The following is a 26,022-nucleotide window of genomic DNA, read 5'->3' as shown; positions in this document are numbered from 1 at the left end:
CCTATCATCAGCACGCGAGATGTCTCGACAAGCTCGACCTGGCGGTCGAATATCCCCGCCCGTAGCATCCGGCCCGCCGATTCCGTACCTTCCGCACCGTATGCCGCGCTCCTCCCGTCTGCCGTTGCCCGCCGCCCTGCTGCTGCTTGCGGCCCTGCCCGCCTGCTTTGAGCTGCGCGCGCCGGAGCCCGCCAACACGTCGAGCGAGTGGGTGTCGCCGACCAGCATCGATTTGCTGCTCACCAACTTCGCCACGGCGGTGCAGCGGCTGAACGCGGCCAACTACGAGCGGTGCTTCGTGCCCCGCGGCTACCGCTTCTACCCCGACCCGGCCGCGGCGGGCTCCACCAACGCGGCCCTGTTTGCCAACTGGGGCCTGCGCGAGGAGCTGGACTACTTCAACCGCCTGCGCCAGCGCACCCCCGCCACGGCCCAGAACCAGCTGCTGCTCTCGGCCCGCCGCGACCAGATTTACGGCCCCGACTCGGCCGAGGTATCGGCCCAGTACCAGCTCACGCTCAGCCAGACCGACACCGCCTTCCGCTACCGCACCCTGACGGGCAACATGCGCCTGCTGCTGCGCCGCCGCAACAACGAGTGGCAGATTTCGGCCTGGCGCGACCTGGCCACCGGCAGCCAGCCGGTGTGGACGGAAGCCAAAAAATACTTTATCCGCAACTGAGGGCCCGCCAACAAAAGCGCGGCTGCGGCGTTTGGCGGCGCAGCGGCGCGGCCTGCGCCAGTAGAATATAGCCCGGGGCTGTTGCACCTTGCCGGGCCGCGCCGTAGCTTGCACCAAACCGTATGCCCCGGATGATGAACCGCTTGTCCCCGATGCGCCTGCCTGCCCGCCCAGCGCGGCCTCGCCTGGGGCGCTGGGCCCCGCTGGGGGCGGCCGTGGCCCTGGCCGCCTGCAACCCCTTCGCCCCCGGCCTCGACGACGAGAGCATCAACCCCGATCAGCTGCTGGGCAACCCCGTCACGGTGCGCGGCTTTTTCGACCGGTTCCGGGCCTCCTACCAGCTGCGCGACTCCACGCTCTACGGGCAGCTGGTCAACCGCAAGTTCACCTTCACCTACCGCGACTTCGCCGCCAACGCCGACCGCAGCTGGAACCGCGACGTGGACGTGAATGCCACCTACAAGCTGTTTCGGGCCGCGCGCTCGGCCAACTTGCAGTGGACGCAGTACCTGCCCACCACCGACACCATGTACTCCGACACGCTGGTGTTCGTGGAGCGGGCGTTTTCGCTCAGCATCGAGCAGCGCGACAACCAGCGCTTCGACGGCACGGGCACGGCCCGCCTGGAGCTGGTGCGTAAAAACCGCTCGGAGCCCTGGCGCATGCGCCGCTGGTACGACCGCAGCGAGTTTTAATCCCGGAGTGGCTGCGCCGCGCTCCGTTTCGGTGGATTTTTCGGATTTAGCCGCGCTTTCCTTCGGTTCACGAATTTTTGTAGTCGATTCTTTGCCAGCCCGCCGGTAAGGCGGGCTGTTTTGTTGGGGCCGATGCGGGGCAAACGTCTATCTTCCGGCCCTCATTCCTCACTCCCTCCTCCGCATGAGCGAACCACAAGGCCACTTTCAGCGCGCCATCGGGCTGTTCGACGCCATCATGATTGTGACCGGCAGCATGATAGGCTCCGGTATTTTTATTGTCTCGGCCGACATCGGCCGGCAGGTGGGCGGCGCGGGCTGGCTGCTGGTGGTGTGGCTGCTGACGGGCGTCATCACCCTGGCCGGGGCCGTGAGCTACGGCGAGCTGGCCTCCATGTTCCCGAAGGTGGGCGGCCAGTACGTGTACCTGCGCGAGGCCTTTGGCAAGCTGGTGGCCTTTCTCTACGGCTGGTCCCTGTTCCTGGTCATCCAGACCGGCGTCATTGCCGCCGTGGCCGTGGCCTTCGCCAAGTTCACCGGCGTGCTCGTGCCCTGGTTCAGCGTGAATAACGTGCTGTTTTCCCTCGGGCCGTTTCCCTTCTCCTCGGTGCAGCTGCTGGCCATCGTCCTGATTGTGGGCATCACGGCCATCAACGCCCGCGGCGTGCGCGCCGGCAAGCTGATTCAGAACGTGCTGAGCTCGACCAAGCTGGTGGCCCTGGCCCTGCTCATTATCGGCGGGCTGCTGCTGGGCCTGAACGCCGAAGCGGTGCAGGCCAACTTCCACGACATGTGGCGCACCGTGAGCTACCCCGCCCCCGGCACCAGCGGCCTGCCCACTCCGCTGACTCTGAGCGGCCTGGTTGTGGCCATCGGCATGGCCATGACGGGCTCCCTGTTTTCCTCCGACTCCTGGAACAACATCGGCTTCGCGGGCGAGGAAATCGTGAATCCGGAGCGCACCCTGGTGCGCAGCATGGCCATCGGCACGGCCATCGTCACGGCCCTCTACATCCTCTCCAACGTGGTGTACCTGCTGGTGCTGCCCCTGCACGGCTCGCCCGACGCCACTACCCTGGCCGGCCGCGGCATCATGTACGCCACCGACGACCGGGTGGCCACCGCCGTGGCCGAGCACGTGCTCGGGCCGGCCGGGGCCGTGGTGCTGGCGGTGCTCATCATGCTGAGCACCTTCGGGGCCAACAACGGTATCATCCTGGCCGGGGCCCGGGCCTACTTCGCCATGGCCAAGGACGGGCTGTTCTTCCCCGGCCTGGCCCGGCTGAACGCGGCCGGCGTGCCCAGCCGGGCGCTGTGGGCCCAGTGCCTGTGGGCCTGCCTGCTGTGCCTGTCGGGCTCCTACGGGCAGCTGCTCAACTACGTGATGTTCTCGGTGATTCTGTTTTACGTCGTGACCATCATCGGCATCTTCGTGCTGCGCCGCACCCGCCCCGACGCCCCGCGCCCCTACCGCGCCTGGGGCTACCCGGTGCTGCCGGCCATCTACGTGCTGCTGGCCTCGGCCTTCTGCCTGATTCTGCTGTTTGCCCCCGGCACGGCCGAGTTTTCGTGGCGCGGGCTGCTGCTGGTGGCTTTGGGCGTGCCGGTGTACTTCCTGTTCCGCAACCGCTTTGCCGGCAACGTGCCTCCGCAGCCCTGAGGCCCCAACGGCAAGCAGTGAAAAACAACGGCCGCTTTCCCGATGAGGAAAGCGGCCGTTTGCGTTGGAGGCCTCAGGGCAGGCCGAGGATTAGCGCCGGCGGCGTTTGCCGGTTTCGCTCGGCAGCAGGGTCACGTTGGTGGCCTGGCCGCTGCGCACGCGCATTTCCTGGTCCTGGTAGCCGCCGTAGCCGTACACCACGCTGGCTTCGCCGGCGGGCGTTTCCACGGTGTAGTTGCCGTTCTGGTCGGTGCTGGCAATTTTGTTGGTGCCCTTCACAAACACGGTGGCGCCGGCCATGGGCTTGCCGTTTTCGTCGAGGATGCGGCCGCTGAGCGTGGCCGTGCGGGGCGCTTCTTCCACCACCGGGGCGGCAGCGGCCACGGGCTCGGCGGCGGGGGCGGCCGGCTCGGCCGCCGCCGTGGCCGCGGGGGCACTGGCGGCCGGAGCCGCCGCGGCGCGGGCCGTAGTCACCGGCTTGCTGGGCGCGGCCGTGGCTTTGGCGGCAACAGCGGCGGCGGGGGCGTCGGTTTTGGCCGGCGCGGCTTCCTCCTCAATGTCGCTGCGCGAGCCGACCACGCTGGCGCCGACCAGCTCGAAGGTGGGCATCTGCCCGTGGGCAATACGCTCGCGGTTGGCGGCCGGCCCGAAGGCCAGGGCCGCGCCCAGCAGCAGCACGACGCCGCCGGCCAGCAGGCCGAGCTTGCGGTTGCCCGAGTCCAGGGAAGATTCGTCGGTTTCTACCGGCTCTTCGGTAACGGATTGGTAGTTGTCGCTCATCGGCGGGTAAAAAGTACGGTGGGGGTACCGGGTGAATGGGAAGCGAACCAGGCAGCCCAACCCGGTCAAGCGCGGTGACCCGGCCGGGATTGTGCGCAGGCGGTCTAGTTCGTCCCTAAATATATCACATTCGTATGGCTATACTGCAATAGGCGGGTGCAATTGCGTAAAAACAAAGCGCCGCCCCGGCAACCATGTCCGGGGCGGCGCCGTAGCGGCGGGCGGCGCGGCCTACTCCTGCACCGGCTGGGACGGGCCGCCGGGCTCGGAGGCACCGAAGGGCTGCTCGCGGGTGCGCAGGTTCTGCTCGTGGTCCAGCTCGTAGCTGCCTTCCACTTCGAAACCCGAGCCCTGGCGCTTGCTCTGGTCGGTTTCGTGGTCGTTGGCGCCCTGGGGGCTGGTTTCGCTGCCGCCGATGTGCAGATTTTTCAACTGGTTTTTCTCGCCTTCGCGCTGGGTGTAGCCGCGGGCGCCGGCGTTGCGGTAGGCCGTGGGGTCTTTGTCGACGTCGGTGTTGTTGTTGACGATCTGCTGGAAGTCGCGCTCCTGCTCCTGCTGCGGGTCGCGCGGCACTACCTTTTTGTCGCGCTTGATCTGCTCGTTGTCGTCGTTGTGGGTGCCTTCGGTATTGAGGTTGAGGGGAGTTGCCATGACGGGTAGGACTAAGTTGGTGTCTACCCAGGCTGTACGCAGGGCGCCGGCCCCGCGTTCGGACCGGCCGCGGATAGCGGATTTCGCGTACGCAAAGCCGTGGCTGAATCCGGCGTGGTCAAAAACCAGTAGGTTTGGCCGCGGCACCCGGCCCGGTTCCCGGCGGTTGCTCCGTTGCCATCCACCCAGCCCGTGGCCGCTCGGGCTATTTCCTTGCTGATTCACTTACCCGTTCCTCACCCCATGCACCTGGTTATCATCGGCAACGGCATTGCGGGTGTGAGCTGCGCCCAAACGGTGCGCCGCCTCCGGCCCGAAGCCCGCATCACGCTGGTGTCGGCCGAAAGCGCGTACCACTTCTCGCGCCCCGCGCTGATGTACCTCTACATGGGCCACCTGCGCTGGCCCGACGTGCTGCCCTTCGAAGCCTGGTACTGGCGCGAAAACCGTTTGGAGCTGGTGCACGACCGCGCCACCCGCCTCGACGCGGCGGCCCGCACGGTGCACCTGGCCGCCGGCCCTCCCCTGGCCTACGACGCGCTGCTGCTGGCCACCGGCGCCCGCACCCAGTACTACGACTGGCCCGGCCAGCACCTGCGCGGCGTGCAGGGCCTGGTGTCGAAGGCCGACGTGGAGCTGATGGCCGACCTCACCCGCGACGTGCGTGAGGCGGTGGTGGTGGGCGGCGGCCTGATCGGGGTGGAAATGGCCGAGATGCTGCGCACCCGCGGCCTTGGCGTCACCCTGCTCGTGCGCGACCGGCACTACTGGGGCTCGGTGCTGCCGCCCGAAGAAGCGGCGCTGGTCGATGCCCAGCTGCGCCGCCACGGCGTGCGGGTGCAGTACGGCACCGAGCTGGCTGAAGTACTCGGCGACGCCAGCGGCCGGGTGCGGGCCGTGCGCACCAGCGGCGGCCAGGAGCTGCCCTGCCAATGGCTGGGCGTGGCCACCGGCGTCGTGCCCAACGTGGGCCTCACCGCCGACACCGGCATCGAAACCGACCGCGGCATCCTTGTCGACGAGTATTTGCGCACCTCGGTGCCGGGCATCTTCGCGGCCGGCGACTGTGCCCAGCGCCGCAGCCCCCCGCCCGGCGAGGCGGCCATCGAGCCGCTGTGGTACACCGGCCGCATGCAGGGCGAGACGGTGGCCCACACCATCTGCGGGCAGCCCACGGCGTACCAGCGCGGGCCGTGGTTTAACTCCGCCAAGTTCTTCGACCTCGAATACCAGACCTACGGGCAGGTGCCCGCCCGGCCCGCCGACGGCGAGGCCAGCTTCTGGTGGCAGCACCCCACGGCCGCGCTGGGCCTGCGCCTGCACTACCGCGCCGACGCCTCGCGGGCCCTGCTGGGCGTGAATGCCCTGGGCCTGCGCCTACGCCACGACGTGTGCGACCAGTGGCTGCGCCGCGCCGCGCCGGTGCCCGAGGTGCTGGCGCAGCTCGGGGCCGCTAATTTCGACCCCGAATTTTTCGCGCAGCACGAGCCGGCCATCGTGGCCGCGTACAACGCCGGCCACCCCGACGAGCCGGCCGTGGTGCTGCGCCGCCGCAGGGGCCTGCTCGGCCGCCTGCTTTCCGTATAACCGCCCATCATGGCCGACAAACCCAACTACCGCAAGCTCTATCACCCCGCCGCCTTCAACGCCTGGCAAACCATTGCCTTCACCGGCATCGTAATGACTTTGGGCGCCCAGCTCGTGCTGGCCCTGATCGGGCAGCCCAAGCCAGACGGGTTTCACTGGCTGTACGTGGTGTGGGCCGGGGTTTTCGTGCTCGGCTCGCTCACCAACCTCTTCGGCAAGCCCGACGACCACCACCACCATTGATGACGGCTGGCGCCGGTTTAGCTGCCGCAGGTGGCGTAGCTGGTGTCCACCGTAAAGCAGGGGTTTCAACCGACACCGACCATTGCTGACTTGAGCCGTTTCGTCCGGGTGCTTTTCGCGGGCTGAAAGCCTGCTTTATTTCCGGCACCGGTTACGCCGGCGCCAGCTCATTTCCATTCGTTTCATGCCTGCACTTACCGCGTATTCCGACCAGCCCCTGGCCCACCCCACTCCTGACACGCCCGCGGCCGAGCGCCTGTGGCTGGCGTTGGTGGCCCTGGGGCTGCTGGCTCTGGCCGTGACGGCCGCCGCCCCGGCCGGGCTGCGCGAGCCGGCGTTCTGGCTGGGTCTGGCCTTACTGAGCGCCGGCGCGCTGGGCTGGAGCTGGTGGAAGTTTGGGCGCGACGCGGGCGGCGTGCGGCACGACTACCTCTGGGCCCGCGCCAGCACTTCCCGCGGGGCGGTGGCCTGGGTTACGGGCGTGGCACTGACGGGCTTCTACGTGGTGCTCTACTGGTGGCCCGAGTACCTGGAAAACCTCATTCGCCCGCTCGACGGGCTGAGCCAGCTGCTGCGCCGCCGCCCGGCCGACCAGTGGTTTCTCTACGGCACCTTCTACACCCTGGCCGTGCTGCTGATGGGCGGGCGGGCCCTGCTGAAATACCGCCATTCGCCCTACCAGCGCGTGCGCACGGCCTCGGTGATGTTCTTTCAGCTGGGTTTTGCCTGGCTGCTGCCGGGCGTGCTGCTGGCCTTGCAACAGCCCGAGTTCTACTTCACCTACTTCTGGCCGCTGAAGTACGATTACCTCTTCCCCGGCGGCGTGCAGGCCCTGCTGCAGAACGGGCACCTCGGCGCCTTCATGGTCGGCTGGGGCCTTATCATGTCCTTCGTGGCCACGCCGGTACTCACCTATTTTTTCGGGAAGCGCTGGTACTGCTCCTGGGTGTGCGGCTGCGGCGGCTTGGCCGAAACCGCCGGCGACCCGTACCGCCACCTCAGCGACAAACGCCGCGAAGCCTGGCGCTACGAGGTCAGCATCGTCTACACCGTGCTCGGCTTCATCATCGTGACCACGGCCCTGCTGTGGCTGAACACGCGCCTGGGCGGGGCCCTGCTCGGCCGCCTCTCCGACGAGTTTTCGCGCACCTACGGCTTTGTGGTCGGTGCCTTGTTTTCGGGTGTGGTGGGCGTGGGCTTCTACCCCCTTCTGGGCTCGCGGGTGTGGTGCCGCTACGGCTGCCCGATGGCGGCCTACCTGGGCCTGCTGCAGAAGCACTTCTCACGCTTCCGCATTACCACCAATGGCGGGCAGTGCATCAGCTGCGGCAACTGCTCCAACGTTTGCGAAATGGGCATCGACGTGAAGCAGTACGCCCAGCGCGGGGAGCCAATCATCCGGGCGGCCTGCGTGGGCTGCGGGCTGTGCAGCACGGCCTGCCCGCGCGGGGTGCTGAACCTGGAAAACGGCCCGCGCGAAGGGCGCTACCAGCCCAGCCAGCTGATTCGGGCCGAGAGCCTGCGGATTCTGGACTAGCATGCCGGTCGATTGCCGCGGGCCCTGTAGTATTGCAGCGGGCCCCGATGGCTCACTGCGTTGCCTTGCTCGTTTATGCCCCGCTTTTCCCGCCGGTTGCTGGTTGTGCTGACCGGCCTGCCCCTGCTCAGTGCCTGCTTCAGAATCGGGCCGCCCAGCAGCGCCTTTAACGGCCTCTACAGCACTTCCACCGGCACCCGCTTGCAGCCCCATCCCATTGATTATAATGGCTTTCCCGATGACCGGGTGCTGTACTTCAGTTCTCGCGGAGCTGCCTGCCCGGTGGCAAAGCCCAAATTTCAGAGCACCGCAATGCAGTCGGGCGGGCGGCTGCCCTCGCTGCCGGGCATCCTGCTCATCGGTGCCGACTGGGGCATCGACGAGGCCGAAATACCCAACCAGGAGTGGCGGCAGTACGAGCTGGCCGGCGGCAGTGCCGCGGCCCGGGCGCCCCGCCCCGAGGCGCTGCCGCAATCCGATTATTACACCGACCCATTTTACCTCTACTATCCGGTGGTAGGCATTAGTCGCGAGCAGGCCGCGGAATTTTGCCGCTGGCGCAGCCGGGTGGTGACCCGGGAAATCAACAAGGACCTGCACCATCCCGATTCGCTCAGCACCGACTACGTACGCTGCACTTACCGCCTGCCCACCGAGGCCGAATGGGAGCAGGCCGCGGCCCTGAGCGCGGGCGGAAGTACCTGCCTGGAAATGCCGCTGCGCGTGGAACCTCGGGCCGCGGCTTACCTGCAGCGCCGCTCCGGCAGCCGCACCGACGTGGCCTGCATCAGCGCCGACATCAAGGCTTATAATGCCACTCAACCGCTGCGCTCCATCATCAACTACGACCAGGCCGAGCCTTATTTCCTGCGCCTCGCCACGCCGGGCTACGTGTATCAGGGCCCTTCCAACGCCCAGGGCCTGTACCAAGCCTTGGGCAACGTGGCCGAACTGGTGCAGGAGCCAGGCATTACCAAGGGCGGCAGCTACCAGGACCCGCTGGCAGCCTGTACGCTAAAAGCCCGCGGCAGCTACCGCGGCCCCGCGCCCACTGTCGGGTTCCGCTGCGTGTGCACGGTGAGCTACCCCAACCGTAAATAAGCCACTTAGGGCAGCTTCTGAGCGCCTTCCGGCACCAGCCGCACCTTGGGCAGCGGCAGGTGCGGCATCCGGTCCGGCTGTTTCCAGCCCAGCCGCACCACGGCAATAGAATCGGGGTGCGGGGCGGGCACCGCTACGCGCAGGGCGTAGGGCTCGGCGCGGTAGCTGCCGGGCGCGGGCGGCACGGGCGCGCGGTCGGTCAAGCGCAGCGGTGCGTCGTGGGCGGGGTAGAGGCGGTCAACCCTAAGCGGCGCTTTGGGCATGGGCTCGATGGCGGGTTTGGCGGGCTTCTGCTGGGCAATGGCATTGCCCGCCAGCAGCAGAAAGCAGATAAGCAGAAGGCCGGGCTTCATACTGAATAGCTATTAGTCAATCAGTTGAAAGACGTACCAAGTCCCGCAGGTGTTGCAACGCTGCCCGTCGTATGTGGCGGTCATTCCCCAACATGCCGCCCAGCTCCTGCTGCCAGGCTCACTTCAGAAACGCCAGCACGGCGGCGTAGAACTGCTGCGGCTCCTGCAGGTGCGGAATGTGGCCCACGCCGGGCAGCTCCACCAGCTTGCTGCCCTTGATGGCTTTGGCCGTGCGCTGGCCCAGGGCGGGGTACTGGCCCAGCTTTTCCAGCACCTTCTGGTCTTTGATGAGGCCCTTGCCCACCACCGTGCGGTCTTTCTGCCCGATGAGGAGCAGCGTGGGCGCCTGCACCCGGTCGAACTCGTAGCACACGGGCTGCTGGTAGATCATGTCGTAGGTGAGGGCGCTGGCCACGGCCACGGTGGGGAAATCGGGGCTGCGCGTCTGGGCGGCCAGGGGCAGCAGCCACTGGTCGTGGGCCTGCGGGTACGGGCCGGGGTAGTAGCTCGCGTGGTACTTGCGGATGCTCGCCTCGGTGGCCTGCAGCTCGGTGCGGGTGGCGTCGAGCACCGTCTGGAAGGGCACGCCGCGGCGGTAGTCTTCCAGCCCGATGGGGTTTTCGAGCACCAGCCGCTCGGTGGCGGCCGGGTATTCGATGGCAAAGCGCGTGGCCAGCATCCCGCCCATGCTGTGGCCCAGCACCACGGCTTTTTTCACGCCCAGGGTGTCGAGCAGGGTCTTGGTATTGCGGGCCAGCTGGTGAAAGGAGTAGTGCAGGTTGGGCTTGTCGGACTTGCCGAAGCCCACCTGATCGGGCACCACCACCCGGAAGCCGGCCTTGGTCAGCGCCTCGATGGTGCCGCGCCAGTAGGCCCCGAAGAAGTTTTTGCCGTGCAGCAGCAGCACGGTGCGGCCGTTGGCCGCGGCGGTGGGCCGCACGTCCATGTAGGCCATGCGCACGGGCTGGCCCTCCAGCCGCAGCGGCAGGTACTGCACCGGGTGCGGGTAGTCGTAGTCGTCGAGGGTGGCGTTGAGCACGGGGGGCACGGCCGACTGCGCCGCGGCCGGGCGGCCACTGAGCAGCAGCGCCGCCAGCACGAAGAGAAGCAAACGAGGCATCGAAAGAAGCTTGGTGGAGCCCCGAGTTACGCAGAAATGCCGCGTTCGGCCGGATACCCGCCCGCGCTGGGCAGCCGACTTGGCGGCATTACGCCCGGCGGCACTCAGCGGAAGGATTTGCCTTTTAGGGACAATACTGCTTCAGCAGGGGCCGCAGCTCCCCCACCCCCAGTTCGCTGGCTTTCTGCCAATCCCGGCAGCCGCCCGCCTGGTCGCCCGCCGACATCTTAGCCGCCCCCCGGTTTTGGTAAGCCAACGCGTAGCCTGGGTCGAGCTTAATGGCTTCGTCGAACGCCGCCACCGACTCGGGGAAGCGCTGCAGCAGGTACAGGCTTTTGCCCACGCCGTAACGCGCCTTCTTCGACTGTGGATCCAGCTTTACCATCGCCTGAAACTCGGCCAAGGCCGCCGCGCCGTTCTGCTGCTGCAGGTAGCTGTAGCCGATGTCTTCGTAGTCCTGGGTATCCGCGCCATGCTTGGCCTTGGCTTGCTGCAGGTAACGGCGGGCCGCTTCAAAGTCGCGGCGGCTGTTCTGAATGACGCCCAGGTTGCGCAGCGCCTCATAATCCCGCTGGGTAAACTGCTCCGGGTTGATGGCCAGTACCCGCTCCGCATCGGCCAGGGTGCCGGCGTAGTCCTTAAGCTGGTACCTGGCTTTGCAGCGCAGCCCCAACGCTTCTTCGTTGTCCGGCTGCCGTTGCAGGGCCGCCGAAAAATGCCGGCTGGCCCCGGCGCCGTCCCCACGGTCCAGGGCGTAGCGGCCCAAGGCAACGGCATCGACTGGCTGGGCACGTTGCCCCAGGGCGGGCAGTGCCAACAACATCATTATCCCCGGCAACCAGCACGTACCCATCCGGCTACTGGTTTTCCGCCGCCCGCTGCCGCAGCAGCAGTTCGATGGTGCGCGTTTCCTCGTCGCTCCACACCACGCTGCGCACGTCCTCCACCTGCAGCACGGTGTGGCCGTCGGGCTCGCCGAATGCGGTGAAGACTTCCAGCAGCAGCTCGTCGTCGGTGAGGCGCACCACGTAGCCGTAGGGGTCGTTCTGGGAGTTGGAGGTGACGAGCTGCACCAGCTGGTGCGCTTCGTGGGCACGCTGCAGCAGGGCGGGCACGGTGAGGTAGTGCTGGTCGAGGCCGTCGGGGGCAGTGGGCAGGCCGTAGACGGCCTCGGGGTGCTGCTCCTTGAACTCGATCAGGCGCACGTACTTATCGTCGAAGTGCACCTGGGCCACTTCGGGCAGCGCGATGCTGCGCACGCCGGTGAGCATGCCCTGGCGGGTGATGGTGCGCAGCAGCACCAGGTCGGGGTTGTGGCTGAGCACGTAGCCCAGGTACAGTTCGCCGGCGGCCTGCAGGGCCACCACGCGGCGGGTGCGCTGGGCGCGCTGCAGCAAATCGGTCAGTAAAGCTCCCATCGAAATCGATTCAGGCGCCGTGAAGGCGCGAATAAGACGCGCAAAATACGGCACAGAAGCCAGCTTTGCGGCTTTTCCGGCGGCGGCGGTCTGAAATTCCCCGATGCGGATTCGGAACCTATCTATATCGGTCGTTTTCCGGAACCAGGCGGTGTTTTTTGCGGAACCAACGCTTCACCTATCTTCCGCCCATGCTCGTTTCCCGCCTCTCGAAGGCTTACCTGCTCGGTTTTGGCCTGCCGCTGCTGCTGGCCGGCGCCGCCTGCCAGAGCAATTCTTCGTCGTCCGAAGCTACCACCGCCCCGCCCGCCGCCGACTCCGCCGCTACGCCCACCGCCGCGAAGCCGAAGTTCCTGTCGGCGCCGCTGGTGCGCGACATCTACACGGCCGACCCCTCGGCGCACGTGTTCGGCGGCCGCATCTACGTCTACCCCTCGCACGACATCGACGCGGGCGTGCCGGAGGACGACAACGGGGCCCACTTCGCCATGCGCGACTACCACGTGCTGTCGATGGACAGCGTGGGCGGCCGGGTGACGGACCACGGCGTGGCGCTGGATATCAAGGACATTCCCTGGGCCGGGCGCCAGCTCTGGGCGCCCGATGCGGAGTTCAAGAACGGCACCTACTACCTCTACTTCCCGGTGAAGGACAAGCAGGACGTGTTCCGCCTCGGCGTAGCCACCAGCACCGCGCCCACCGGCCCGTTCAAGGCCGACCCCCAGCCCATTGCCGGCTCCTACAGCATCGACCCGAACGTGTTTACCGATGCCGACGGGCAGAGCTACCTGTACTTCGGCGGCATCTGGGGCGGGCAGTTGCAGCGCTGGCGCGGCGCGCAGTACGACTCGACGGTGGCGCCCAACCAGCCCGCGCAGGCCGTGGCCATCGGCCCGCGGGTGGCACGGTTGAGCAAGGACATGCGCAGCTTCGCCGGGCCGGTGCAGGAAGTGCAGATTCTGGACGAAAACGGCAAGCCCCTGCTGGCCGGCGACACCAAGCGCCGCTTTTTCGAGGGTGGCTGGCTGCACAAGTACCAGGGCAAGTACTACTACTCCTACTCCACCGGCGACACCCACCTGCTGGTGTACGCCGTGGGCGACAAGCCCACCGGGCCGTTTACCTACAAGGGCGTCATCATGAACCCGGTGCAGGGCTGGACCACGCACCACTCCATCATCGAGCACAAGGGCAAGTGGTACATCTTCTACCACGACACGGAGCTATCGGGCAAGACCCACCTGCGCAACGTGAAAGTGACCGAGCTCAAGCGCCGCCCCGACGGCAGCATCGAAACCATCGAGCCGCTGGTGACGCAGTAGACCGCGCGGCAAGTTTGTCGCCCAGAACCACCGCGGGCCCCGACTGCCAGACAGTCGGGGCCCGCGGTGGTTTCCGTGTAGCGCGGGCCCGTAGCCCGCGTCCGGCAGATTGTAACCTTACTCGTTGAACGATAGTTGTTCCGGCGAGGAAACTACTATCTGGCGGACGCGCGCTACGGGTCCGGCGTCTTAGCGCAGCAGGCGGCGCAGGGCCTGATCGATGATGTCCAGGCGGCGGTTGACGGTTTGCAGCACGTCGTCGCTGAAAAAGGCGGCGCCGTTGGTGCGGGCGGCCAGGTAGCGCGCCAGTGTCGAGCTTTCGTGCAGGTAGCCCTGCAGTTCGCGCTGCGCCTGCTCCCAGGGCTCGGGGCGGCCCGGCGTCAGCAGGCGGGCCCGCAGTTCGATGGTCTGGCTTACCAAACCGGCCAACCGGGCCAGCAGGTCATGTTCGGTCGGGGTAAACACGCGCGGCTCCCGTCCGATAACGCACATGGTCCCGATGTTCTCGCCTTCGGGCATGCGCAGCGGGGCCCCGGCGTAGCAGCGCAGCCCGGCGACTTCGGCCACGGCCGGGTTCACCAGGTTGCAGCGCTCCTGCTCCAGATCGGGAAAGGCTATGGCAGTATCCTCCAGCACGGCCGCCGAACACAGACTATCGGCCCGGGGCACGGATTCCAGGCCCGGCAGGCCCACGTTGGCCTTGAAAAACACGTCTTCAGCGCCGACCAGGGAAATCAGCGAGATGGGCAGATTGAAGAGCTGCGCGGCCAAAGCCACGTAGTCGTCGAAAATCGGCTCCGGAGTGGTGTTCAGAATCTCGTACCGGTAGAGCGTACGCAGGCGCGTCGGTTCGGTAGCCGGAATAAGCGAGGCGGGCTGAACGTAAGGCGGCATGCGGAATTCCAACGGGGTAGGTACGGGCACAAAGTACGTGAATATTCGGCCGCCAGTGGGTTACCGGGCTTGCTCTTGCCCGGCAGCAGCCAGAATATCAGCCACTTCGCGCAGGCGGCGGCTCACTTCCTCCAGAAAATCGGCGGGCACGGGCACCTGCCCGCCGCTGCGCACTTTCAGGTAGCGCACCAGGGCCATCTGGTTGCGCAGCTCGGTTTCGGCGGTCCGGCGCAGCTGCTCCCAGCGGCCGGCGTCGGCGGCGCGCAGGCGGCGGCGGGCTTCCAGGGCCAGCATGGTCAGCTCGGCCAGGTGCGCCAGCATCTGCTGCTCGGCCGCGGTTAGCTCACGGGGCTCGTAGCCGGCCAGGCACAGCGTGCCCAGGCAGCCGCCCTGGGGCGCCCGCAGCTGGGCCCCGGCGTAGAACACCACCTGCTGGGCCCGCATGGCCGGGGTGCTGAGCTCGGGCCGGGCGGCCAGATCGGGGAAGACGAGCACCGGCAGCTCGTGGCGCACGGCCTGCGGGCAGATGCTCTGCTCAATCGGCAGGCTGTCCTGCGCGGGCATGCCCACGCCGGCTTTGTGCCACACCTCCTCGTCGGCCACGAAGGCAATGCGCGCCACCGGCACGCTGAAAATGTAGGCGGCCAGGGCCGTCAGGTCGTCGAACAGCGGCTCCTGGGCCGAGTGCAGGATGTCGTACGAGTGCAGCGCTGGCAGGCGGGAGGATGGAGGCACGGGGAAGCAGCTGAGAGTCGGACGAAAGGAGTGCTAAAAGTAGCCCGCCGATTCGGTTCGGCAATGAGGGCCAGGCCACCGCGCCACCCCTGTCGCGCCGGCCCGGGCTTTTTCGCGTTGGGCCGCCCCCGCGCTCGGGCCCGCGCGAAACCGGTATATTGGAAGGCCCGACTTCGGCGCCGCGGCGGAAAACCAACCGGCCCGGTCGGCGCGTATGTGCAGCGCCGCCCCGCGCGGCCCGCTGCTCCCCGCCTTGCTCCCACCCTAGCCCGTGCCTATGGCCCGACTCGTACTACGCCCCTTGCTGCCCCTGTTGCTGGCCATCGTGGAAGCGGCGGCGCTGGCCTACGTGCTGCGCGCCGTGTCGCGCTTTATCGGCTTCAACAACCTGCTGCCGTGGTGGATGGGCGAGGCCATTCACCAGACGGTGCTGCTGACGGCCTTCCTGGCCACCCTGCTCTTCGAGCAGCCCCGCCCCTCGCGGCGCATGGCCGTGCTGGCTGCCGCCGTGCCGGGCGCCGTCATGTGCTACGACTTCTTCCTGGCCTTCACCCGCAGCTGGGGCTGGCTGCTGAGCGGGGCCACGGCCTTCGTATTCGGCTACAGCCTCTACCTGATTTTGAGCGAGGAAGCCGAGCTGCAAACCAGCAACCGCGCCGGCCGCTGGCACCGCCGGGTGCTGCAGCGCCGCCGCCACGAATAGCCGGCCGCCGCGCCGGTTGCCGCCGGTTCGGCGGCTTGTCCCCACTTTTGCGCCCTGATTCGCGCCGCATGCCCCCTTCCCCCGCCCCGCCCTCCCCGCTTCCGCTCATCGACGTTATCATCCCGGCCCACAACGAAGCCCGCAGCATCGGGCCGGTGCTCCGCGACATTCCCTGGAACTGGGTGCGCGAGGTTATCGTGGTCGACAACGCCTCGACCGACGACACGGCCACCCCGGCCCGCGCCGGCGGGGCCACCGTGCTGCGCGAAGACCGCCCCGGCTACGGCTACGCCTGCCTGCGCGGCATGGCCCACTGCTACGCCCGCCCGCCCCACCAGCAGCCCGATATCATCGTGTTTCTCGACGGCGACTACTCCGACTACCCCGAGCAGCTGCCCGAGCTGGTGCGCCCGATTCTGGACGACGGCGTGGACATGGTCATCGGCTCCCGGGCCCTGGGCCAGCGCGAGCCGGGCGCCATGCTGCCCCAGCAGATTTTTGGCAACTGGCTGGCCACCACGCTGCTGCGCCGCCTCTACGGGGCGCGCTTCACCGACCTGGGCCCGTTCCGCGCCATCCGGGCCGAGGCCCTGCGCCGCCTCGACATGCAGGACCAGACCTACGGCTGGACGGTGGAAATGCAGCTGAAAGCCGCCAAACAGGGCCTGCGCTGCGCCGAAGTGCCGGTGCGCTACCGCCGCCGCATCGGCGTGTCGAAGGTGTCGGGCACGGTGAAGGGCACGCTGGGCGCGGGCTACAAGATTCTGTGGACCATTTTCCGCTACGCCCGTGGCTAGCCGCCGCGCCGCCCGGCCGCGTACCTTTGCCGGGCCGATGAAGTTGATTACCGTGGCTGCTTACCGATGCTTGGGCTGGAAATTCTGCTGCTAGTCCTCTACGGGCTGTGCCTGCTGTTCGTGCTGGCCTTTAGCGTGGCGCAGTGGCGGCTCACGCGCCTGGCCCGGCGGGCCTTCGTGGCTGCGGCCACCGCGCCCGCCCCGCCCCTGCCCGCCGACGCGCGGCAGTGGCCCCGCGTGACGGTGCAGCTGCCCGTCTACAACGAGCTGAACGTGGTGGAGCGCATCATCGACGCGGCCGCCGCGCTGGACTACCCCGCCGACCGCCTGCAGATTCAGCTGCTCGACGACTCCACCGACGAATCGGTGGCCCTGGCCGCCGCCCGCGTGGCCCACCACCGCGCCCGCGGCGTCGACATCGAGCAGGTGCGCCGCCCCGACCGGCAGGGCTACAAGGCCGGGGCGCTGGCCCACGGCCTCGCATCGGCCACCGGCGAGCTGGTGGCCATTTTCGACGCCGACTTCGTGCCCGCGCCCGACTTTCTGCGCCTGACGGTGCCCTACTTCCTGGCCGACGCGCGGCTGGGCGTGGTGCAGACGCGCTGGGGCCACCTCAACGAGGATTACTCCCTGCTCACCGAGCTGCAGGCCTTCGGGCTGAACGCGCATTTTCTGGTGGAGCAGGTGGGCCGCAACGCCGGGCACCATTTCATCAACTTCAACGGCACCGGCGGAGTGTGGCGGCGCCGCTGCATCGAGCAGGCCGGCGGCTGGCAGGCCGATACGCTCACCGAAGACCTGGACTTGAGCTACCGGGCCCAGCTCGGCGGCTGGCATTTCCGCTACCTGCCCGCGGTGGTGGCCCCGGCCGAGCTGCCCGCCCAGATGGACGCGCTCCGCTCGCAGCAGCACCGCTGGAACAAGGGCGGGGCCGAAACCGCCCGCAAGCACCTGGGCCGGGTGTGGCGCAGTGCAGCCCTGCCGCTGCGCACCAAGCTCTACGCCACGGCCCACCTGCTCAACAGCGCCGTCTTCGTGGCCGTGCTGCTGATGGGCCTGCTGAGTGTGCCCCTGCTGCTGGTGCAAACGACCACGCCCGAGCTGGGCTGGGTGTTTCGACTGGCGGGCCTTTCGGTGCTGAGCCTGACGCCGCTGGTGGCCTACTACCACGCTGCCTGGCGCTGGAACGGCGGCCGCGGCGCCTCGGGCCGGGCCTTCGCCCCCAAGCTGCTGCTGTTTCTCTCTATCTCAATGGGCCTCTCGCTGCACAACGGCTGGGCCGTGCTCACCGGGCTGGCCGGCCGCCTCACGCCCTTCGTGCGCACGCCGAAATCGGGGCTGAGCACGAAAGGCGCGCGGCTCCGCCGCTACCGCACCGGCTCGGTGAACGGGCAGACGGTGCTGGAGGCCCTGCTGGCCCTGTACTTCGCCGGGGGCATCTACCTCGCGTTTCGCCTCGACAATTACGGCCTGCTGCCCTTTCACCTGCTGCTGACGGCGGGCTACGCAGCAGTGGTGTACTACAGCGTGCGGCACGCCCGGCAGCCATGAGTACGCGCCGCCACCCCGCGCTGTCGGCCGCCGCGGCCCTGCTGCTGGTCGCCACGCAGCTCGGCCTGGCCTACTACACGCCCCGCGCCCACACCCCGCAGCTGCTGCTGCTGTTTGGCCTCGGCACCCTGGCCTACGTAGCACTGCTGCACTACCGCCTGCCCCTGCGCGCCGGCCTGCTGCTGGCCCTGCTGCTGCGCCTGCTGTGGCTGCCCGCCACGCCTGCGTTGTCCGACGACTACCACCGTTTCCGCTGGGACGGCGCCCTGGTGGCCGCCGGCCAGAACCCCTTTCTGCACCGCCCCGACGAGTACCAAGCCGGCGGCGGCGGGCTGACAGGCCCGCTCCAACTCACTTCCCAGCTCTACCAGCACCTGAACTCGCCGCATTACTATTCGGTGTATCCGCCGGTGTGTCAGGCGCTGTTCGGGCTGGCCGTGCGGCTTTTCCCGGCTTCGGAACTGGCGCAGATAATTGTATTACGCCTGGCGCTGCTGCTGGCCGAAGCGGCTACGGCCCTGCTGCTGGTGCGGCTGCTGCGCCGGTTCGGGCAGCCGCCGGAGCGGGCTTTCCTCTACCTGCTGCACCCCTTGGTGGTGACCGAGCTGATGGGCAATCTGCACTTCGAGGCGGTGGTCATCAGCGGGGTGCTGGGCGCCCTCTGGCTGCTGACGCGCGGCCGGCTGCGGTGGGCGGCCGGGGCGCTGGCCCTGGGCGTGGCGGCCAAGCTCACGCCCCTGCTGGCCCTGCCGCTGCTGCTGCGCCGGCTGAGCTGGCGGCACACGATGCTGTTTGGGCTGGCCCTGGGCGCCGTGCTGGCGGCGGCCTTCTTGCCTTTTGCCTCGGCCGCGCTGCTGCGCAACATCGGCCGCAGCCTCGACCTGTACTTTCACTCCTTCGAGTTCAACGCCAGCGTGTACTACCTGCTGCGCGCCATTGGCTACCGGCTCACGGGCTACAACGAAATTGCCCGCCTCGGCACCGGGCTGGCGGCCGCGGCCGCGCTGGGCGTGCTGCTGCTGATGGTCCTGGAGCACCGCCCCACGCTGGCCACGCTGCCGCGGGCGGCGCTGCTGGCTTTCACGCTCTACTACCTGCTGGCCACCACCGTGCATCCGTGGTACCTCACCCCGCTGGTGGCGCTGAGCTGCTTCACCGACTGGCGCTACCCGGCGGCCTGGGCCGCGCTGGCTACCTTATCCTACGCCGCTTACCGCACCGCCGCCTACCAGGAAAACCTGGGGCTGGTCGCATTGGAGTACCTGGGCGTGCTGCTGGTGGCCCTGTGGGACTGGCGCCGCAGCCGCGCCGCAAGCCGGGCCGAGCATCTGATGACACCGGCTGCTCTTTAACGGCGCCCGTACCCAACTGTCGGCCGCGGCAGCTCCGGCCTCACTGCCAGCCCTGCACGGTAGCTCCGCCGAAAATGTGACGATTGATGTCGGGGGCGAAAATGGGGTACGGGTAGGTTGGAGCGGGCGCGCTGACCTCGCCGAGGCGGCGCAGCTGCTCGGGGCTGAGCGCCAGGGTCAGCGCGGCCAGATTATCGTGCAGCTGCGCCGGGCGGCTGGCCCCGAGAATGGGCGCGCTGATGCCGGGCTGGGCCAGCGTCCAGGCCAGGGCCACCTGCGCCGGGGGGCGGTCGAGTTCGGCGGCCACGGCGCGCAGCACCTCGAGCACCTGCCAGTTGTGCGCGGTGAACTTGCTGTCCTGAAACGGGTTGGCACCGCTGAGGCGGCCGTCGGCGGTGGCTCTGGGGTCCTGGCGCTGGTACTTGCCGGCCAGGAAGCCGCCGGCCAGCGGACTCCACGGCGTGACGCCCAGGCCCAGGGCGCGGGCCGCCGGCAGGTGCTCCCGCTCGCTGCTGCGCTCCACCAGCGAGTATTCCAGCTGCAGAGCCACCGGACCGGGCACGGCGTGGGCGGCCGCCAGCGTACTGAGCTGGGCGGCGTACCAGGCGGGCACGTTGGAGAGGCCGTAGTAGCGAATCTTGCCGGCCCGCACCAGGTCGCCGAAGGTCTGCAGCACTTCCTCGGCCGGCGTCACCGCGTCCCAGGCGTGCAGCCAGTAAAGGTCCACGTAGTCGGTGCCGAGGCGGCGCAGGGAGCCTTCCAGGGCCCGGTAGATGTTCTTGCGGCCGTTGCCGCCGGCGTTGGGGTTGCCGCGCTGGGCGTTGAAGGCAAACTTGGTGGCCAGCACCAGTTGCTCGCGTAAGCCGCCTTCGGCCACGTAGCGACCCAGCAGCTCCTCGCTGCGGCCGCCGGCGTACACGTCGGCTGTGTCGAGAAAATTGCCGCCGGCTTCCACGTAGGCCCGGAAAATGGCCGCCGACTCGTCATCGGCCGAGCCCCAGCGGGCGGTGCCGAACGTCATGGTGCCCAGGGCCAGCGGGCTTACGATCAGCCCGGAGCGGCCGAGGGTGCGGAAATTGGTCAGGTCCATAGCGGTGGTGAAGAGGCGCACAGCTTGGCCCGGAGGCCAAAGCAGACGGCGCAAAACGGAAATAAGGGAGCAGGTACGACCATCTGCAGCAGCCCAGCACAAGCGCGGCTCAAGCGTCACGCTGCGGTTACGTGGCCACGGCTGGCGCATCAGGGCATATTGCCATGCCGACCGTCCTGCCGCGCCCCGCGAAGCCTCTTTACCGCACAACGAAGCCGCAGAGGTGCTTCACGGGTGCCGCAGGCCGTTCAATGAGCATTCAAACTCACCCTTACCCTTTTGGAGTAATCGGCCGCTGCCCCAGGCCTATTGGGCCGAAAACCGAAAAGCAGCGGGCGTCTGGCCGGTTTTGTTCTTGAACAGCCGGCTGAAGTACTGCGGGTACTCGAAGCCCAGCTGAAAGGCGGTTTCGTTGACGGTCAGCGAGGTAGTCAGCAGCAGGCGCTTGGCCTTCTCGATGAGGGCGTGGTGCAGGTGCTGCTGGGTGGTCTGGCCGGTGAGGGTGCGCAATAGGTCACTCAGGTAGGCCGGCGACACGTGCAGCGCGTCGGCGAAGTGCTGCACGGTGGGCAGGGGCTGCTCCGGCTCGTCGCGGGCGAAGTAGGCCGTTACCAGTTCCTCGAAGCGACTGAGCAGGTCGTGCTCGGTGGTGCGGCGCGTCAGGAACTGCCGGTGGTAGAAGCGGTTGGCGTAGCTCAGCAGCAAATCGAGCTGGGCCACCAGCACGTCCTGGCTGAAGGCGTCGACGGGCTGCTGGTGCTCTTCCAGCAGGCTCCGGAACACGTTGTTCAGCTGCTGCTCTTCGCGGGCCGAGAGGTGCAGGGCCTCGCTGACGAGGTAGGAAAAAAAGCCGTAGCCGGTGATTTTCTTACCCAGCGGGTAGCGGGCCAGCAAATCGGGGTGAAACACCACCATCCAGCCCTCGACTTCCGACACGTCCACCGTGGCGTCGGCCGTGCACATCTGGCCGGGGGCATAAAAGGCCAGCACGCCCTCGCGAAAATCGTAGCTGCGGCGGCCGTACTGCAGCTGGCCCTTCAGGTTTTTCTTCAGCGAGATGATGTAGAGCTGGCGCAGGGCCGGCCCGGTCACCGGCGGGTGGCGGTGATTGGCCAGGTCCACCACCGTCAGCAGCGGGTGGGCCGGGGCCGGAAAGCCGAAGTGCGCGGCGAAGTCGCTCACCGTGGCGAGCAGCTGGAAAGGCGGGGCGGCGGGTTTCATGGGCGGATAACAGCTAACTCAGAGAAAACGCCCGAGAAAGGCGGCAATGGTCGGGTACAGCTCCTCGCGGTGGAAGCGGGCCCGGTCGCCCAAGCCCGGCGGGTCTTGCGAGGGCGGAAACTGCGGGCTGACCCGCGCCGCCGGAAACGGACTCAGAAAGGAGAAATGCCCGGCGTTTTCGACGACGTGATACTCCAGCCGGCTTGCCGTGGGCAGGCCCGCCAGCACGTGCCGGATAAAGCCGGGCGGCAGGTGCTCGTCTTGCCCGCCCACCAGCGCCAGCACGGGCACTTGCACCCCGCGCAGGCTGCCCTCGGCCATAAACCAGGGCAGGGCCGGCGCCAGCAGCACCACGGCCCGCACCCGCGCATCGGCCGTGGGCACCGGAATGGACCGGGGCGGACCGTCGGCGGAGCTGCGCGGCACGCTCACGGGCCGGCCGCCGGCCAGCGCCAGCGCCGAGTAGCCGCCCAGGGAGTGGCCGATCAGCGCCACCGCCTCGGGCCGGATGACGGGGCCCAGCCGCGGGTCGGCCAGCAGGTGGTCGATGGTGAGCTGCAGGTGGCGCGGCCGGGCCTGCAGGTTTTGCGGGGTGTGGGCCCAGCTGTCGTCGCCGCGGTTGTTGTGCGGGTGCTCGGGCAGAGCCACCACGTAGCCGCGGCGCACCAGGTCGAGGGCCAGGTTGCGGTGCACCAGCCCCGAGCTGCCGGTGCCGTGCGAAACGAGCACCAGTGGAAACGATCCGGCCCGGGGCGCGGCGTCGCGGGCCACGTCGAGTTGGTAGAGGCCGATGGTTTCGGGCTGGCCGGCGGTGTCGGTGGGGTACAATACCGTCACCGGGAAGGTCAGGTTCAGGTCGGCGTCGGCCACCTGGGCCGCGCAATAGCCTACAAAGTTGCTCATCATTTCGGGATGCGGAGGCGGCAAGTACGCCATTGCGCGGCCATGTAGCCGTTGGGGCCGGCCGGGGCTCAGAAGCCGGCGGGGTAGGCCTCACCCACGGCTGCGCCGCCCACGGGCATAATGGCGTCGATTTCGGCCAGCTCGGCGGCAGTGAAAGCCAGCGCGGCGGCGGCTACGTTCTGCTCCAGGTACTTGCGGCGCTTGGTGCCCGGAATGGCCACCACGTCCTGGGCCAGCACCCAGGCCAGGGCCAGCTGCGCGGCCGTCACACCCCTGGCCGCGGCCAGCTGCTGGAGTTTCTCGACCAGGGCCAGGTTCTTATAGAAATTCTCGCCCTGGTAGCGCGGAAAAAACCGGCGCGAGTCGTCCGCCTCGAAGTCGTCGGGGCTTTTGATGTCGCCGGACAGGAAGCCGCGACCCAGGGGCGAGTAGGCCACGAAGCCGATGCCCAGCGCGCGGGCCGCCTGCAACGAGCCGGTTTCCTCCACGCCGCGGTCGAACAGCGAGTACTCCGTCTGCAGGGCCGTGATGGGGTGCACCTGGTGGGCCCGGCGCAGCAAGTCGGGCCCTACTTCGGAGAGGCCCAGGTAGCGCACTTTGCCTTCCTCCACCATGCGGCTCATTTCACCCACTGAATCTTCGATGGGCACCTGCGGGTCGGCGCGGTGCAGGTAGTAGAGGTCCACGTAGTCGGTGCCCAGGTTGCGCAGGGAGCGTTCGATGCACTTGCGGGCGTAGGCCGGCTGGCCGTTGAGGCGGCCGGTAAACTGCTCCTGGTCGTCGACTTCGAAGCCGAACTTGGTGGCCAGAATGACGTCGGCCCGGCGGCCGGCCATGGCGCGGCCCAGCAGCCGCTCGTTGTGCAGGGGGCCGTAAAGGTCGGCCGTGTCGAGCAGGTTCACGCCCAGCTCCAGGGCGCGGTGCAGGGTGCGTAGGCTTTCGGCCTCGTCGGCGGCGCCGTACACGCTCATGCCGCCCACGCCGCCGGTCATGCCCATGCAGCCCAGCCCTTCCGCGGGCACTTCCAGGCCCTGACTACCCAGGGCTACTCGTTTGAGAGTGTTCATTTGCAGAGAGTTTGCGGTGAATGATTACTCTGCAAAGGTGCCGCCGCGCCCGGGCCGCGGGGCTATACAAAACCCAGCTTGTGCAATACAAAACGCGGGTGCGGCACCGGCGTATTCTTGCGCCTCAATCGTCGAACGCCAACACCCAACTGGCGCGGACGACGAGACACAAGGTTGCGTCTCTACCTCAGTGCTGCCAGTAGGCGTAGCGCCGCTCCTGCTTGAGCAGCAGCGTGCGGCCGTCCCAGGCCGAGTGCTTGAGCAGCAGGTGCGGGTACTGCTGGTCAAACCAGTACACGTTATCCTTGCCGCGCTCCAGGCGCACGGTCACGCGCCAGGACGGGCGCGGTGCCTCGGCATCGGCGGCACGGGCCACGCGCACTTCGGCGCGGTAGCGCTTGGGCTCGGCGGCCTTGCTGGTTTGCTGGGTTTCGAGCACGTTCAGCTCCAGCAGCGGCTCGTCGTTGAAGCGCAGGCTGCGCAGGGTGTAGGGCAGCGCGTCTTCCAGCACCACGTCCAGCGGCAGCGGCCGGTGCCCGGCGCCCTGCCCGTCCCAGTAGGAGTTGTAGCTCAGGTCGTAGCCCTCGGCCTGCTGCGTAATGGCTTTGAAGGTGTTGCCGCACCACTCCTGCGAGGAGCTGGTCATTTTGTGCAGCTGCAAGGGGTCTTCGCGCCGAAAGAACAGGGACGTGAGGTAGTGGTAGGGGTAGTTGTCGGTCGGAATCCGGCAGAACTCGTTGACCTTCATCACCCCGAACAGGTCCTCGCGCTTATAGTCGTCGGTTTTCACGTCGAAGGCGCGGTTGAAGTCCTCCTTCACGGTGATGATGGTCAGCTCGTAGGCCCGCGGCTTGTCGTACACCACCCGCTCGGCCGCGTAGGTGGCCACTTCGGCCAGGCCGTCGTCCCAGAGCTTGTTCTGGGCCCAGGCCACGTTGAAATAGCGGTGCAGCGGCGTCAGCTCCGGCGGGTACAGGCCGTTGACGGCGCGCTCGGTGGCGGGGTCGAGCTGCCCGCAGCCGGTGAGCAGCAGCGCGCCACAGGCGGCCCCGGCGCAGGAGCGAAGAACGAAACGAAAAGGACGAGCAGGCATACGGGCAGAATAGCGGCGCAAGGTACAGCCCGCCCCGCTATTCGGGCACCGCGGCCTGCCAGCGGCGCCAGTCTTCGGCCGTGTCGACGTCGTGGAGCGTGGGCAGCAGGGCCACCGTGAGGCCGGCGCGGGCAGCCAGGGCCAGCGTGTCGCGCAGCACCGAGCCGGTGCTCCAGTGGATGCCCTCGAACAGCGCGGGCTGGGGCTGGCAAAGGCCCAGCAGGTAGTAGCCCCCATCGTCGGCCGGGCCGAGTACCACGTCGTGGCTGTGCAGGTGGCGGAAGGCAGTGGCGAGCAAATCAGTGCGCAGCCCCGGGCAATCGGTGCCGATGACGACCGTGCGCCGGGCGCCTTCGGCAAAGGCCGCGGCGAAAGCGTGGGCCATGCGCTGGCCGAGGTCGGCGGCGGCGGGCTGCAGCTGCTGCCGGGTGCCGGGCCACAGCGGCGCGGCCTCCGGTGGCGGCGCGGCCGCCAGCCAGAGCGTGCGCGTGGCCGGCAGCGGAGCCACCGCCGCGTGGGTGAGGTCGAGCAGCTGCCGGTAGATATCAAGAGCGGGTTCATCGCCCAGGCCGGCGGCGAGGCGCGTTTTCACCTTACCGAGTTCCGGGTAGCGCGCAAAAATCAGCAGGTGCTCAGTCATCTAATGTGCGGGGATGTGCTGCGCTTCGCGAATGCGGGGTAAGGTGCGAAATGCGCAGGTGGCGGTTTTTCGCGGCGGTACGCGGCAGAGGCGCGCGGAGCTGGTCCGCAATGTTATCAGCAGCAACCAGCGCCGGGGTGCTTACACCATTGCTCCTGTTCGCCACATTGCGCACATTCAACCTCATTCTTCCCATTAATTGTAGGCTTTTTCGCCGCGGGTGAGCCAGGCGCCCCAGAGGGCCGAGTACGGGTGCACGCGCTGGGTCGGGCCGTGGGCGTCGACCAGCGGACGGGCTTCGTTGGCCCATTGAAAGATGCCGCCGTAGAGGTTGCGCACGTCGCGGAAGCCCAGGGCCCGCAGCTGCTCGCCGATGCGCTCGGAGCGCACGCCCACCGAGCAATACACCACCACCGGCTGCTCGCGCGGCAGGTCGCGCACGGCGGCGGCCGTGAAGGCCTCGTAGTCGACGAAGCGGGCCCCGGCGAGGTGGCTCACGTTGTACTCGGCCGGGGTGCGCGTGTCGAGCAGCGCGAGGCCCGGCCGCTGCTGGCGCAGCTGCGCCAGCTCGGCGGCCGACACGGTGGGCACCGTGCTCTTGTACATGGTCCGCAGCAGCGTCGCGTAGGCCGGCGACACGCCCTGGTCGGGCGCTTTCGTCTGGGCCGAGCCGCAGCCGACCAGCGTCAGCAGGGCAGACCACATCAGCAGGAGTCGTTTCAACTATTGAATGTGCTATGATGTGCTAATGTGCTTGAATGTGCTGATGTGGGGGAATGTGCTAATGCTTGCTGGGACGAATTCATCAGCACATTCCCCCACTCAGC

The 26,022-nt window shown here is 68.1% G+C and carries 27 protein-coding genes; 12 read left to right on the top strand and 15 right to left on the bottom strand.

Features of this window, described 5'->3' with window-relative positions; all coding sequences use genetic code 11:
* Positions 1 to 100: 100 nt before the first annotated feature.
* The 3 genes from DLM85_RS02600 to DLM85_RS02590 all read left to right on the top strand — a co-directional run bounded on the left by DLM85_RS02600 (position 101) and on the right by DLM85_RS02590 (position 3,037).
* Entirely contained in the window at positions 101 to 682 is a 582-nt protein-coding gene (locus DLM85_RS02600) for a hypothetical protein (protein WP_133256852.1), read from the top strand.
* A gap of 152 nt (positions 683 to 834) precedes the next feature.
* Complete coding sequence (locus DLM85_RS02595; RefSeq protein ID WP_111476497.1) at positions 835 to 1,377, top strand: hypothetical protein; 543 nt, start codon at positions 835 to 837, stop codon at positions 1,375 to 1,377.
* A gap of 184 nt (positions 1,378 to 1,561) precedes the next feature.
* A complete protein-coding gene (locus DLM85_RS02590; protein ID WP_111476496.1) occupies positions 1,562 to 3,037 on the top strand; it encodes an APC family permease in 1,476 nt (491 codons plus the stop codon).
* Positions 3,038 to 3,127: 90 nt separating this feature from the next.
* On the opposite strand, the gene DLM85_RS02585 is transcribed toward DLM85_RS02590, so the two are convergent.
* On the bottom strand, positions 3,128 to 3,817 hold the full coding sequence (locus DLM85_RS02585) for a carboxypeptidase-like regulatory domain-containing protein (RefSeq protein WP_111476495.1): 690 nt from the start codon (positions 3,815 to 3,817) through the stop codon (positions 3,128 to 3,130).
* 231 nt (positions 3,818 to 4,048) lie between these two features.
* Positions 4,049 to 4,468 (bottom strand): hypothetical protein, encoded by a 420-nt coding sequence (locus DLM85_RS02580; RefSeq protein ID WP_111476494.1) that lies wholly within the window; start codon positions 4,466 to 4,468, stop codon positions 4,049 to 4,051.
* Positions 4,469 to 4,711: 243 nt separating this feature from the next.
* On the opposite strand from DLM85_RS02580, the gene DLM85_RS02575 reads away from it, so the two are divergent.
* The 4 genes from DLM85_RS02575 (at position 4,712) to DLM85_RS02560 (ending at position 8,936) form a co-directional block, all read left to right on the top strand.
* A complete protein-coding gene (locus tag DLM85_RS02575; RefSeq protein ID WP_111476493.1) occupies positions 4,712 to 6,055 on the top strand; it encodes an NAD(P)/FAD-dependent oxidoreductase in 1,344 nt (447 codons plus the stop codon).
* 9 nt (positions 6,056 to 6,064) lie between these two features.
* Positions 6,065 to 6,298: a hypothetical protein gene (locus tag DLM85_RS02570; RefSeq protein WP_111476492.1), complete on the top strand. Its 234-nt coding sequence runs from the start codon at positions 6,065 to 6,067 to the stop codon at positions 6,296 to 6,298.
* A 184-nt stretch (positions 6,299 to 6,482) separates the two neighbouring features.
* Positions 6,483 to 7,835, top strand: a complete 1,353-nt coding sequence (locus tag DLM85_RS02565; protein ID WP_111476491.1) for a 4Fe-4S binding protein — start codon at positions 6,483 to 6,485, stop codon at positions 7,833 to 7,835.
* A 75-nt stretch (positions 7,836 to 7,910) separates the two neighbouring features.
* On the top strand, positions 7,911 to 8,936 hold the full coding sequence (locus DLM85_RS02560; protein ID WP_111476490.1) for a formylglycine-generating enzyme family protein: 1,026 nt from the start codon (positions 7,911 to 7,913) through the stop codon (positions 8,934 to 8,936).
* A 5-nt stretch (positions 8,937 to 8,941) separates the two neighbouring features.
* On the opposite strand, the gene DLM85_RS02555 is transcribed toward DLM85_RS02560, so the two are convergent.
* The 4 genes from DLM85_RS02555 to DLM85_RS02540 form a co-directional block, all read right to left on the bottom strand.
* Entirely contained in the window at positions 8,942 to 9,289 is a 348-nt protein-coding gene (locus DLM85_RS02555) for a hypothetical protein (RefSeq protein WP_111476489.1), read from the bottom strand.
* A gap of 118 nt (positions 9,290 to 9,407) precedes the next feature.
* The gene (locus DLM85_RS02550; RefSeq protein WP_111476488.1) at positions 9,408 to 10,409 is read right to left on the bottom strand and encodes an alpha/beta fold hydrolase; all 1,002 of its coding nucleotides are present in this window, start codon (positions 10,407 to 10,409) and stop codon (positions 9,408 to 9,410) included.
* A gap of 124 nt (positions 10,410 to 10,533) precedes the next feature.
* The gene (locus DLM85_RS02545; protein ID WP_165821981.1) at positions 10,534 to 11,235 is read right to left on the bottom strand and encodes a tetratricopeptide repeat protein; all 702 of its coding nucleotides are present in this window, start codon (positions 11,233 to 11,235) and stop codon (positions 10,534 to 10,536) included.
* 31 nt (positions 11,236 to 11,266) lie between these two features.
* Positions 11,267 to 11,827, bottom strand: coding sequence for a hypothetical protein (locus DLM85_RS02540; protein WP_133256851.1), 561 nt, complete (start codon positions 11,825 to 11,827; stop codon positions 11,267 to 11,269).
* Positions 11,828 to 12,018: 191 nt separating this feature from the next.
* Here DLM85_RS02540 and DLM85_RS02535 point away from each other — a divergent pair, with 191 nt between their 5' ends.
* Complete coding sequence (locus DLM85_RS02535) at positions 12,019 to 13,149, top strand: glycoside hydrolase family 43 protein (protein WP_111476485.1); 1,131 nt, start codon at positions 12,019 to 12,021, stop codon at positions 13,147 to 13,149.
* A gap of 189 nt (positions 13,150 to 13,338) precedes the next feature.
* Here DLM85_RS02535 and DLM85_RS02530 read toward each other — a convergent pair whose 3' ends face one another.
* Both DLM85_RS02530 and DLM85_RS02525 read right to left on the bottom strand, forming a co-directional pair.
* The gene (locus DLM85_RS02530) at positions 13,339 to 14,043 is read right to left on the bottom strand and encodes a GAF domain-containing protein (RefSeq protein ID WP_133256850.1); all 705 of its coding nucleotides are present in this window, start codon (positions 14,041 to 14,043) and stop codon (positions 13,339 to 13,341) included.
* A gap of 60 nt (positions 14,044 to 14,103) precedes the next feature.
* Entirely contained in the window at positions 14,104 to 14,778 is a 675-nt protein-coding gene (locus DLM85_RS02525) for a hypothetical protein (RefSeq protein WP_111476483.1), read from the bottom strand.
* Between the two features lie 277 nt (positions 14,779 to 15,055).
* Between DLM85_RS02525 and DLM85_RS02520 the strand changes: the two genes are divergently transcribed.
* From DLM85_RS02520 to DLM85_RS02505, 4 genes are all read left to right on the top strand, one after another.
* Positions 15,056 to 15,481 (top strand): hypothetical protein, encoded by a 426-nt coding sequence (locus DLM85_RS02520; RefSeq protein WP_133256849.1) that lies wholly within the window; start codon positions 15,056 to 15,058, stop codon positions 15,479 to 15,481.
* Positions 15,482 to 15,549: 68 nt separating this feature from the next.
* Positions 15,550 to 16,278: a glycosyltransferase family 2 protein gene (locus DLM85_RS02515; RefSeq protein WP_111476481.1), complete on the top strand. Its 729-nt coding sequence runs from the start codon at positions 15,550 to 15,552 to the stop codon at positions 16,276 to 16,278.
* A 66-nt stretch (positions 16,279 to 16,344) separates the two neighbouring features.
* A complete protein-coding gene (locus tag DLM85_RS02510; RefSeq protein ID WP_111476480.1) occupies positions 16,345 to 17,829 on the top strand; it encodes a cellulose synthase family protein in 1,485 nt (494 codons plus the stop codon).
* Entirely contained in the window at positions 17,826 to 19,181 is a 1,356-nt protein-coding gene (locus DLM85_RS02505; protein ID WP_111476479.1) for an MptA/MptB family glycosyltransferase, read from the top strand. The genes DLM85_RS02510 and DLM85_RS02505 overlap by 4 nt, the downstream gene beginning before the upstream one ends.
* Positions 19,182 to 19,221: 40 nt before the next feature.
* Here the strand turns inward: DLM85_RS02505 and DLM85_RS02500 are convergent, their stop codons facing one another.
* From DLM85_RS02500 to DLM85_RS02470, 7 genes are all read right to left on the bottom strand, one after another.
* Positions 19,222 to 20,271 (bottom strand): aldo/keto reductase, encoded by a 1,050-nt coding sequence (locus DLM85_RS02500; protein ID WP_111477480.1) that lies wholly within the window; start codon positions 20,269 to 20,271, stop codon positions 19,222 to 19,224.
* A gap of 306 nt (positions 20,272 to 20,577) precedes the next feature.
* Positions 20,578 to 21,492, bottom strand: a complete 915-nt coding sequence (locus DLM85_RS02495) for a helix-turn-helix domain-containing protein (RefSeq protein WP_111476478.1) — start codon at positions 21,490 to 21,492, stop codon at positions 20,578 to 20,580.
* An 18-nt stretch (positions 21,493 to 21,510) separates the two neighbouring features.
* Positions 21,511 to 22,395 (bottom strand): alpha/beta hydrolase family protein, encoded by an 885-nt coding sequence (locus DLM85_RS02490; protein WP_207890945.1) that lies wholly within the window; start codon positions 22,393 to 22,395, stop codon positions 21,511 to 21,513.
* Between the two features lie 68 nt (positions 22,396 to 22,463).
* Complete coding sequence (locus DLM85_RS02485; RefSeq protein ID WP_111476477.1) at positions 22,464 to 23,462, bottom strand: aldo/keto reductase; 999 nt, start codon at positions 23,460 to 23,462, stop codon at positions 22,464 to 22,466.
* A 187-nt stretch (positions 23,463 to 23,649) separates the two neighbouring features.
* A complete protein-coding gene (locus DLM85_RS02480; RefSeq protein ID WP_111476476.1) occupies positions 23,650 to 24,555 on the bottom strand; it encodes a hypothetical protein in 906 nt (301 codons plus the stop codon).
* Positions 24,556 to 24,592: 37 nt separating this feature from the next.
* Complete coding sequence (locus DLM85_RS02475; RefSeq protein WP_111476475.1) at positions 24,593 to 25,195, bottom strand: TIGR04282 family arsenosugar biosynthesis glycosyltransferase; 603 nt, start codon at positions 25,193 to 25,195, stop codon at positions 24,593 to 24,595.
* Positions 25,196 to 25,390: 195 nt separating this feature from the next.
* Positions 25,391 to 25,918: a rhodanese-like domain-containing protein gene (locus DLM85_RS02470; protein WP_111476474.1), complete on the bottom strand. Its 528-nt coding sequence runs from the start codon at positions 25,916 to 25,918 to the stop codon at positions 25,391 to 25,393.
* Positions 25,919 to 26,022: the final 104 nt, after the last annotated feature.

The sequence above is a fragment of the Hymenobacter edaphi genome, assembly GCF_003258365.1.
Lineage (GTDB): Bacteria > Bacteroidota > Bacteroidia > Cytophagales > Hymenobacteraceae > Solirubrum > Solirubrum edaphi.
Note: the sequence above shows the minus strand (reverse complement) of the source record. Positions and strands in the feature narration are given on the sequence as shown.

Excerpts from the sequence above, each read along its gene's own strand:
- DLM85_RS02600 (WP_133256852.1), top strand. The coding sequence starts at position 101 with ATGCCGCGCTCCTCCCGTCTGCCGTTGCCCGCCGCCCTGCTGCTGCTT.
- DLM85_RS02595 (WP_111476497.1), top strand. The coding sequence starts at position 835 with ATGCGCCTGCCTGCCCGCCCAGCGCGGCCTCGCCTGGGGCGCTGGGCC.
- DLM85_RS02590 (WP_111476496.1), top strand. The coding sequence starts at position 1,562 with ATGAGCGAACCACAAGGCCACTTTCAGCGCGCCATCGGGCTGTTCGAC.
- DLM85_RS02585 (WP_111476495.1), bottom strand. The coding sequence starts at position 3,817 with ATGAGCGACAACTACCAATCCGTTACCGAAGAGCCGGTAGAAACCGAC.
- DLM85_RS02580 (WP_111476494.1), bottom strand. The coding sequence starts at position 4,468 with ATGGCAACTCCCCTCAACCTCAATACCGAAGGCACCCACAACGACGAC.
- DLM85_RS02575 (WP_111476493.1), top strand. The coding sequence starts at position 4,712 with ATGCACCTGGTTATCATCGGCAACGGCATTGCGGGTGTGAGCTGCGCC.
- DLM85_RS02570 (WP_111476492.1), top strand. The coding sequence starts at position 6,065 with ATGGCCGACAAACCCAACTACCGCAAGCTCTATCACCCCGCCGCCTTC.
- DLM85_RS02565 (WP_111476491.1), top strand. The coding sequence starts at position 6,483 with ATGCCTGCACTTACCGCGTATTCCGACCAGCCCCTGGCCCACCCCACT.
- DLM85_RS02560 (WP_111476490.1), top strand. The coding sequence starts at position 7,911 with ATGCCCCGCTTTTCCCGCCGGTTGCTGGTTGTGCTGACCGGCCTGCCC.
- DLM85_RS02555 (WP_111476489.1), bottom strand. The coding sequence starts at position 9,289 with ATGAAGCCCGGCCTTCTGCTTATCTGCTTTCTGCTGCTGGCGGGCAAT.
- DLM85_RS02550 (WP_111476488.1), bottom strand. The coding sequence starts at position 10,409 with ATGCCTCGTTTGCTTCTCTTCGTGCTGGCGGCGCTGCTGCTCAGTGGC.
- DLM85_RS02545 (WP_165821981.1), bottom strand. The coding sequence starts at position 11,235 with ATGATGTTGTTGGCACTGCCCGCCCTGGGGCAACGTGCCCAGCCAGTC.
- DLM85_RS02540 (WP_133256851.1), bottom strand. The coding sequence starts at position 11,827 with ATGGGAGCTTTACTGACCGATTTGCTGCAGCGCGCCCAGCGCACCCGC.
- DLM85_RS02535 (WP_111476485.1), top strand. The coding sequence starts at position 12,019 with ATGCTCGTTTCCCGCCTCTCGAAGGCTTACCTGCTCGGTTTTGGCCTG.
- DLM85_RS02530 (WP_133256850.1), bottom strand. The coding sequence starts at position 14,043 with ATGCCGCCTTACGTTCAGCCCGCCTCGCTTATTCCGGCTACCGAACCG.
- DLM85_RS02520 (WP_133256849.1), top strand. The coding sequence starts at position 15,056 with ATGGCCCGACTCGTACTACGCCCCTTGCTGCCCCTGTTGCTGGCCATC.
- DLM85_RS02515 (WP_111476481.1), top strand. The coding sequence starts at position 15,550 with ATGCCCCCTTCCCCCGCCCCGCCCTCCCCGCTTCCGCTCATCGACGTT.
- DLM85_RS02510 (WP_111476480.1), top strand. The coding sequence starts at position 16,345 with ATGCTTGGGCTGGAAATTCTGCTGCTAGTCCTCTACGGGCTGTGCCTG.
- DLM85_RS02505 (WP_111476479.1), top strand. The coding sequence starts at position 17,826 with ATGAGTACGCGCCGCCACCCCGCGCTGTCGGCCGCCGCGGCCCTGCTG.
- DLM85_RS02500 (WP_111477480.1), bottom strand. The coding sequence starts at position 20,271 with ATGGACCTGACCAATTTCCGCACCCTCGGCCGCTCCGGGCTGATCGTA.
- DLM85_RS02495 (WP_111476478.1), bottom strand. The coding sequence starts at position 21,492 with ATGAAACCCGCCGCCCCGCCTTTCCAGCTGCTCGCCACGGTGAGCGAC.
- DLM85_RS02490 (WP_207890945.1), bottom strand. The coding sequence starts at position 22,395 with ATGAGCAACTTTGTAGGCTATTGCGCGGCCCAGGTGGCCGACGCCGAC.
- DLM85_RS02485 (WP_111476477.1), bottom strand. The coding sequence starts at position 23,462 with ATGAACACTCTCAAACGAGTAGCCCTGGGTAGTCAGGGCCTGGAAGTG.
- DLM85_RS02480 (WP_111476476.1), bottom strand. The coding sequence starts at position 24,555 with ATGCCTGCTCGTCCTTTTCGTTTCGTTCTTCGCTCCTGCGCCGGGGCC.
- DLM85_RS02475 (WP_111476475.1), bottom strand. The coding sequence starts at position 25,195 with ATGACTGAGCACCTGCTGATTTTTGCGCGCTACCCGGAACTCGGTAAG.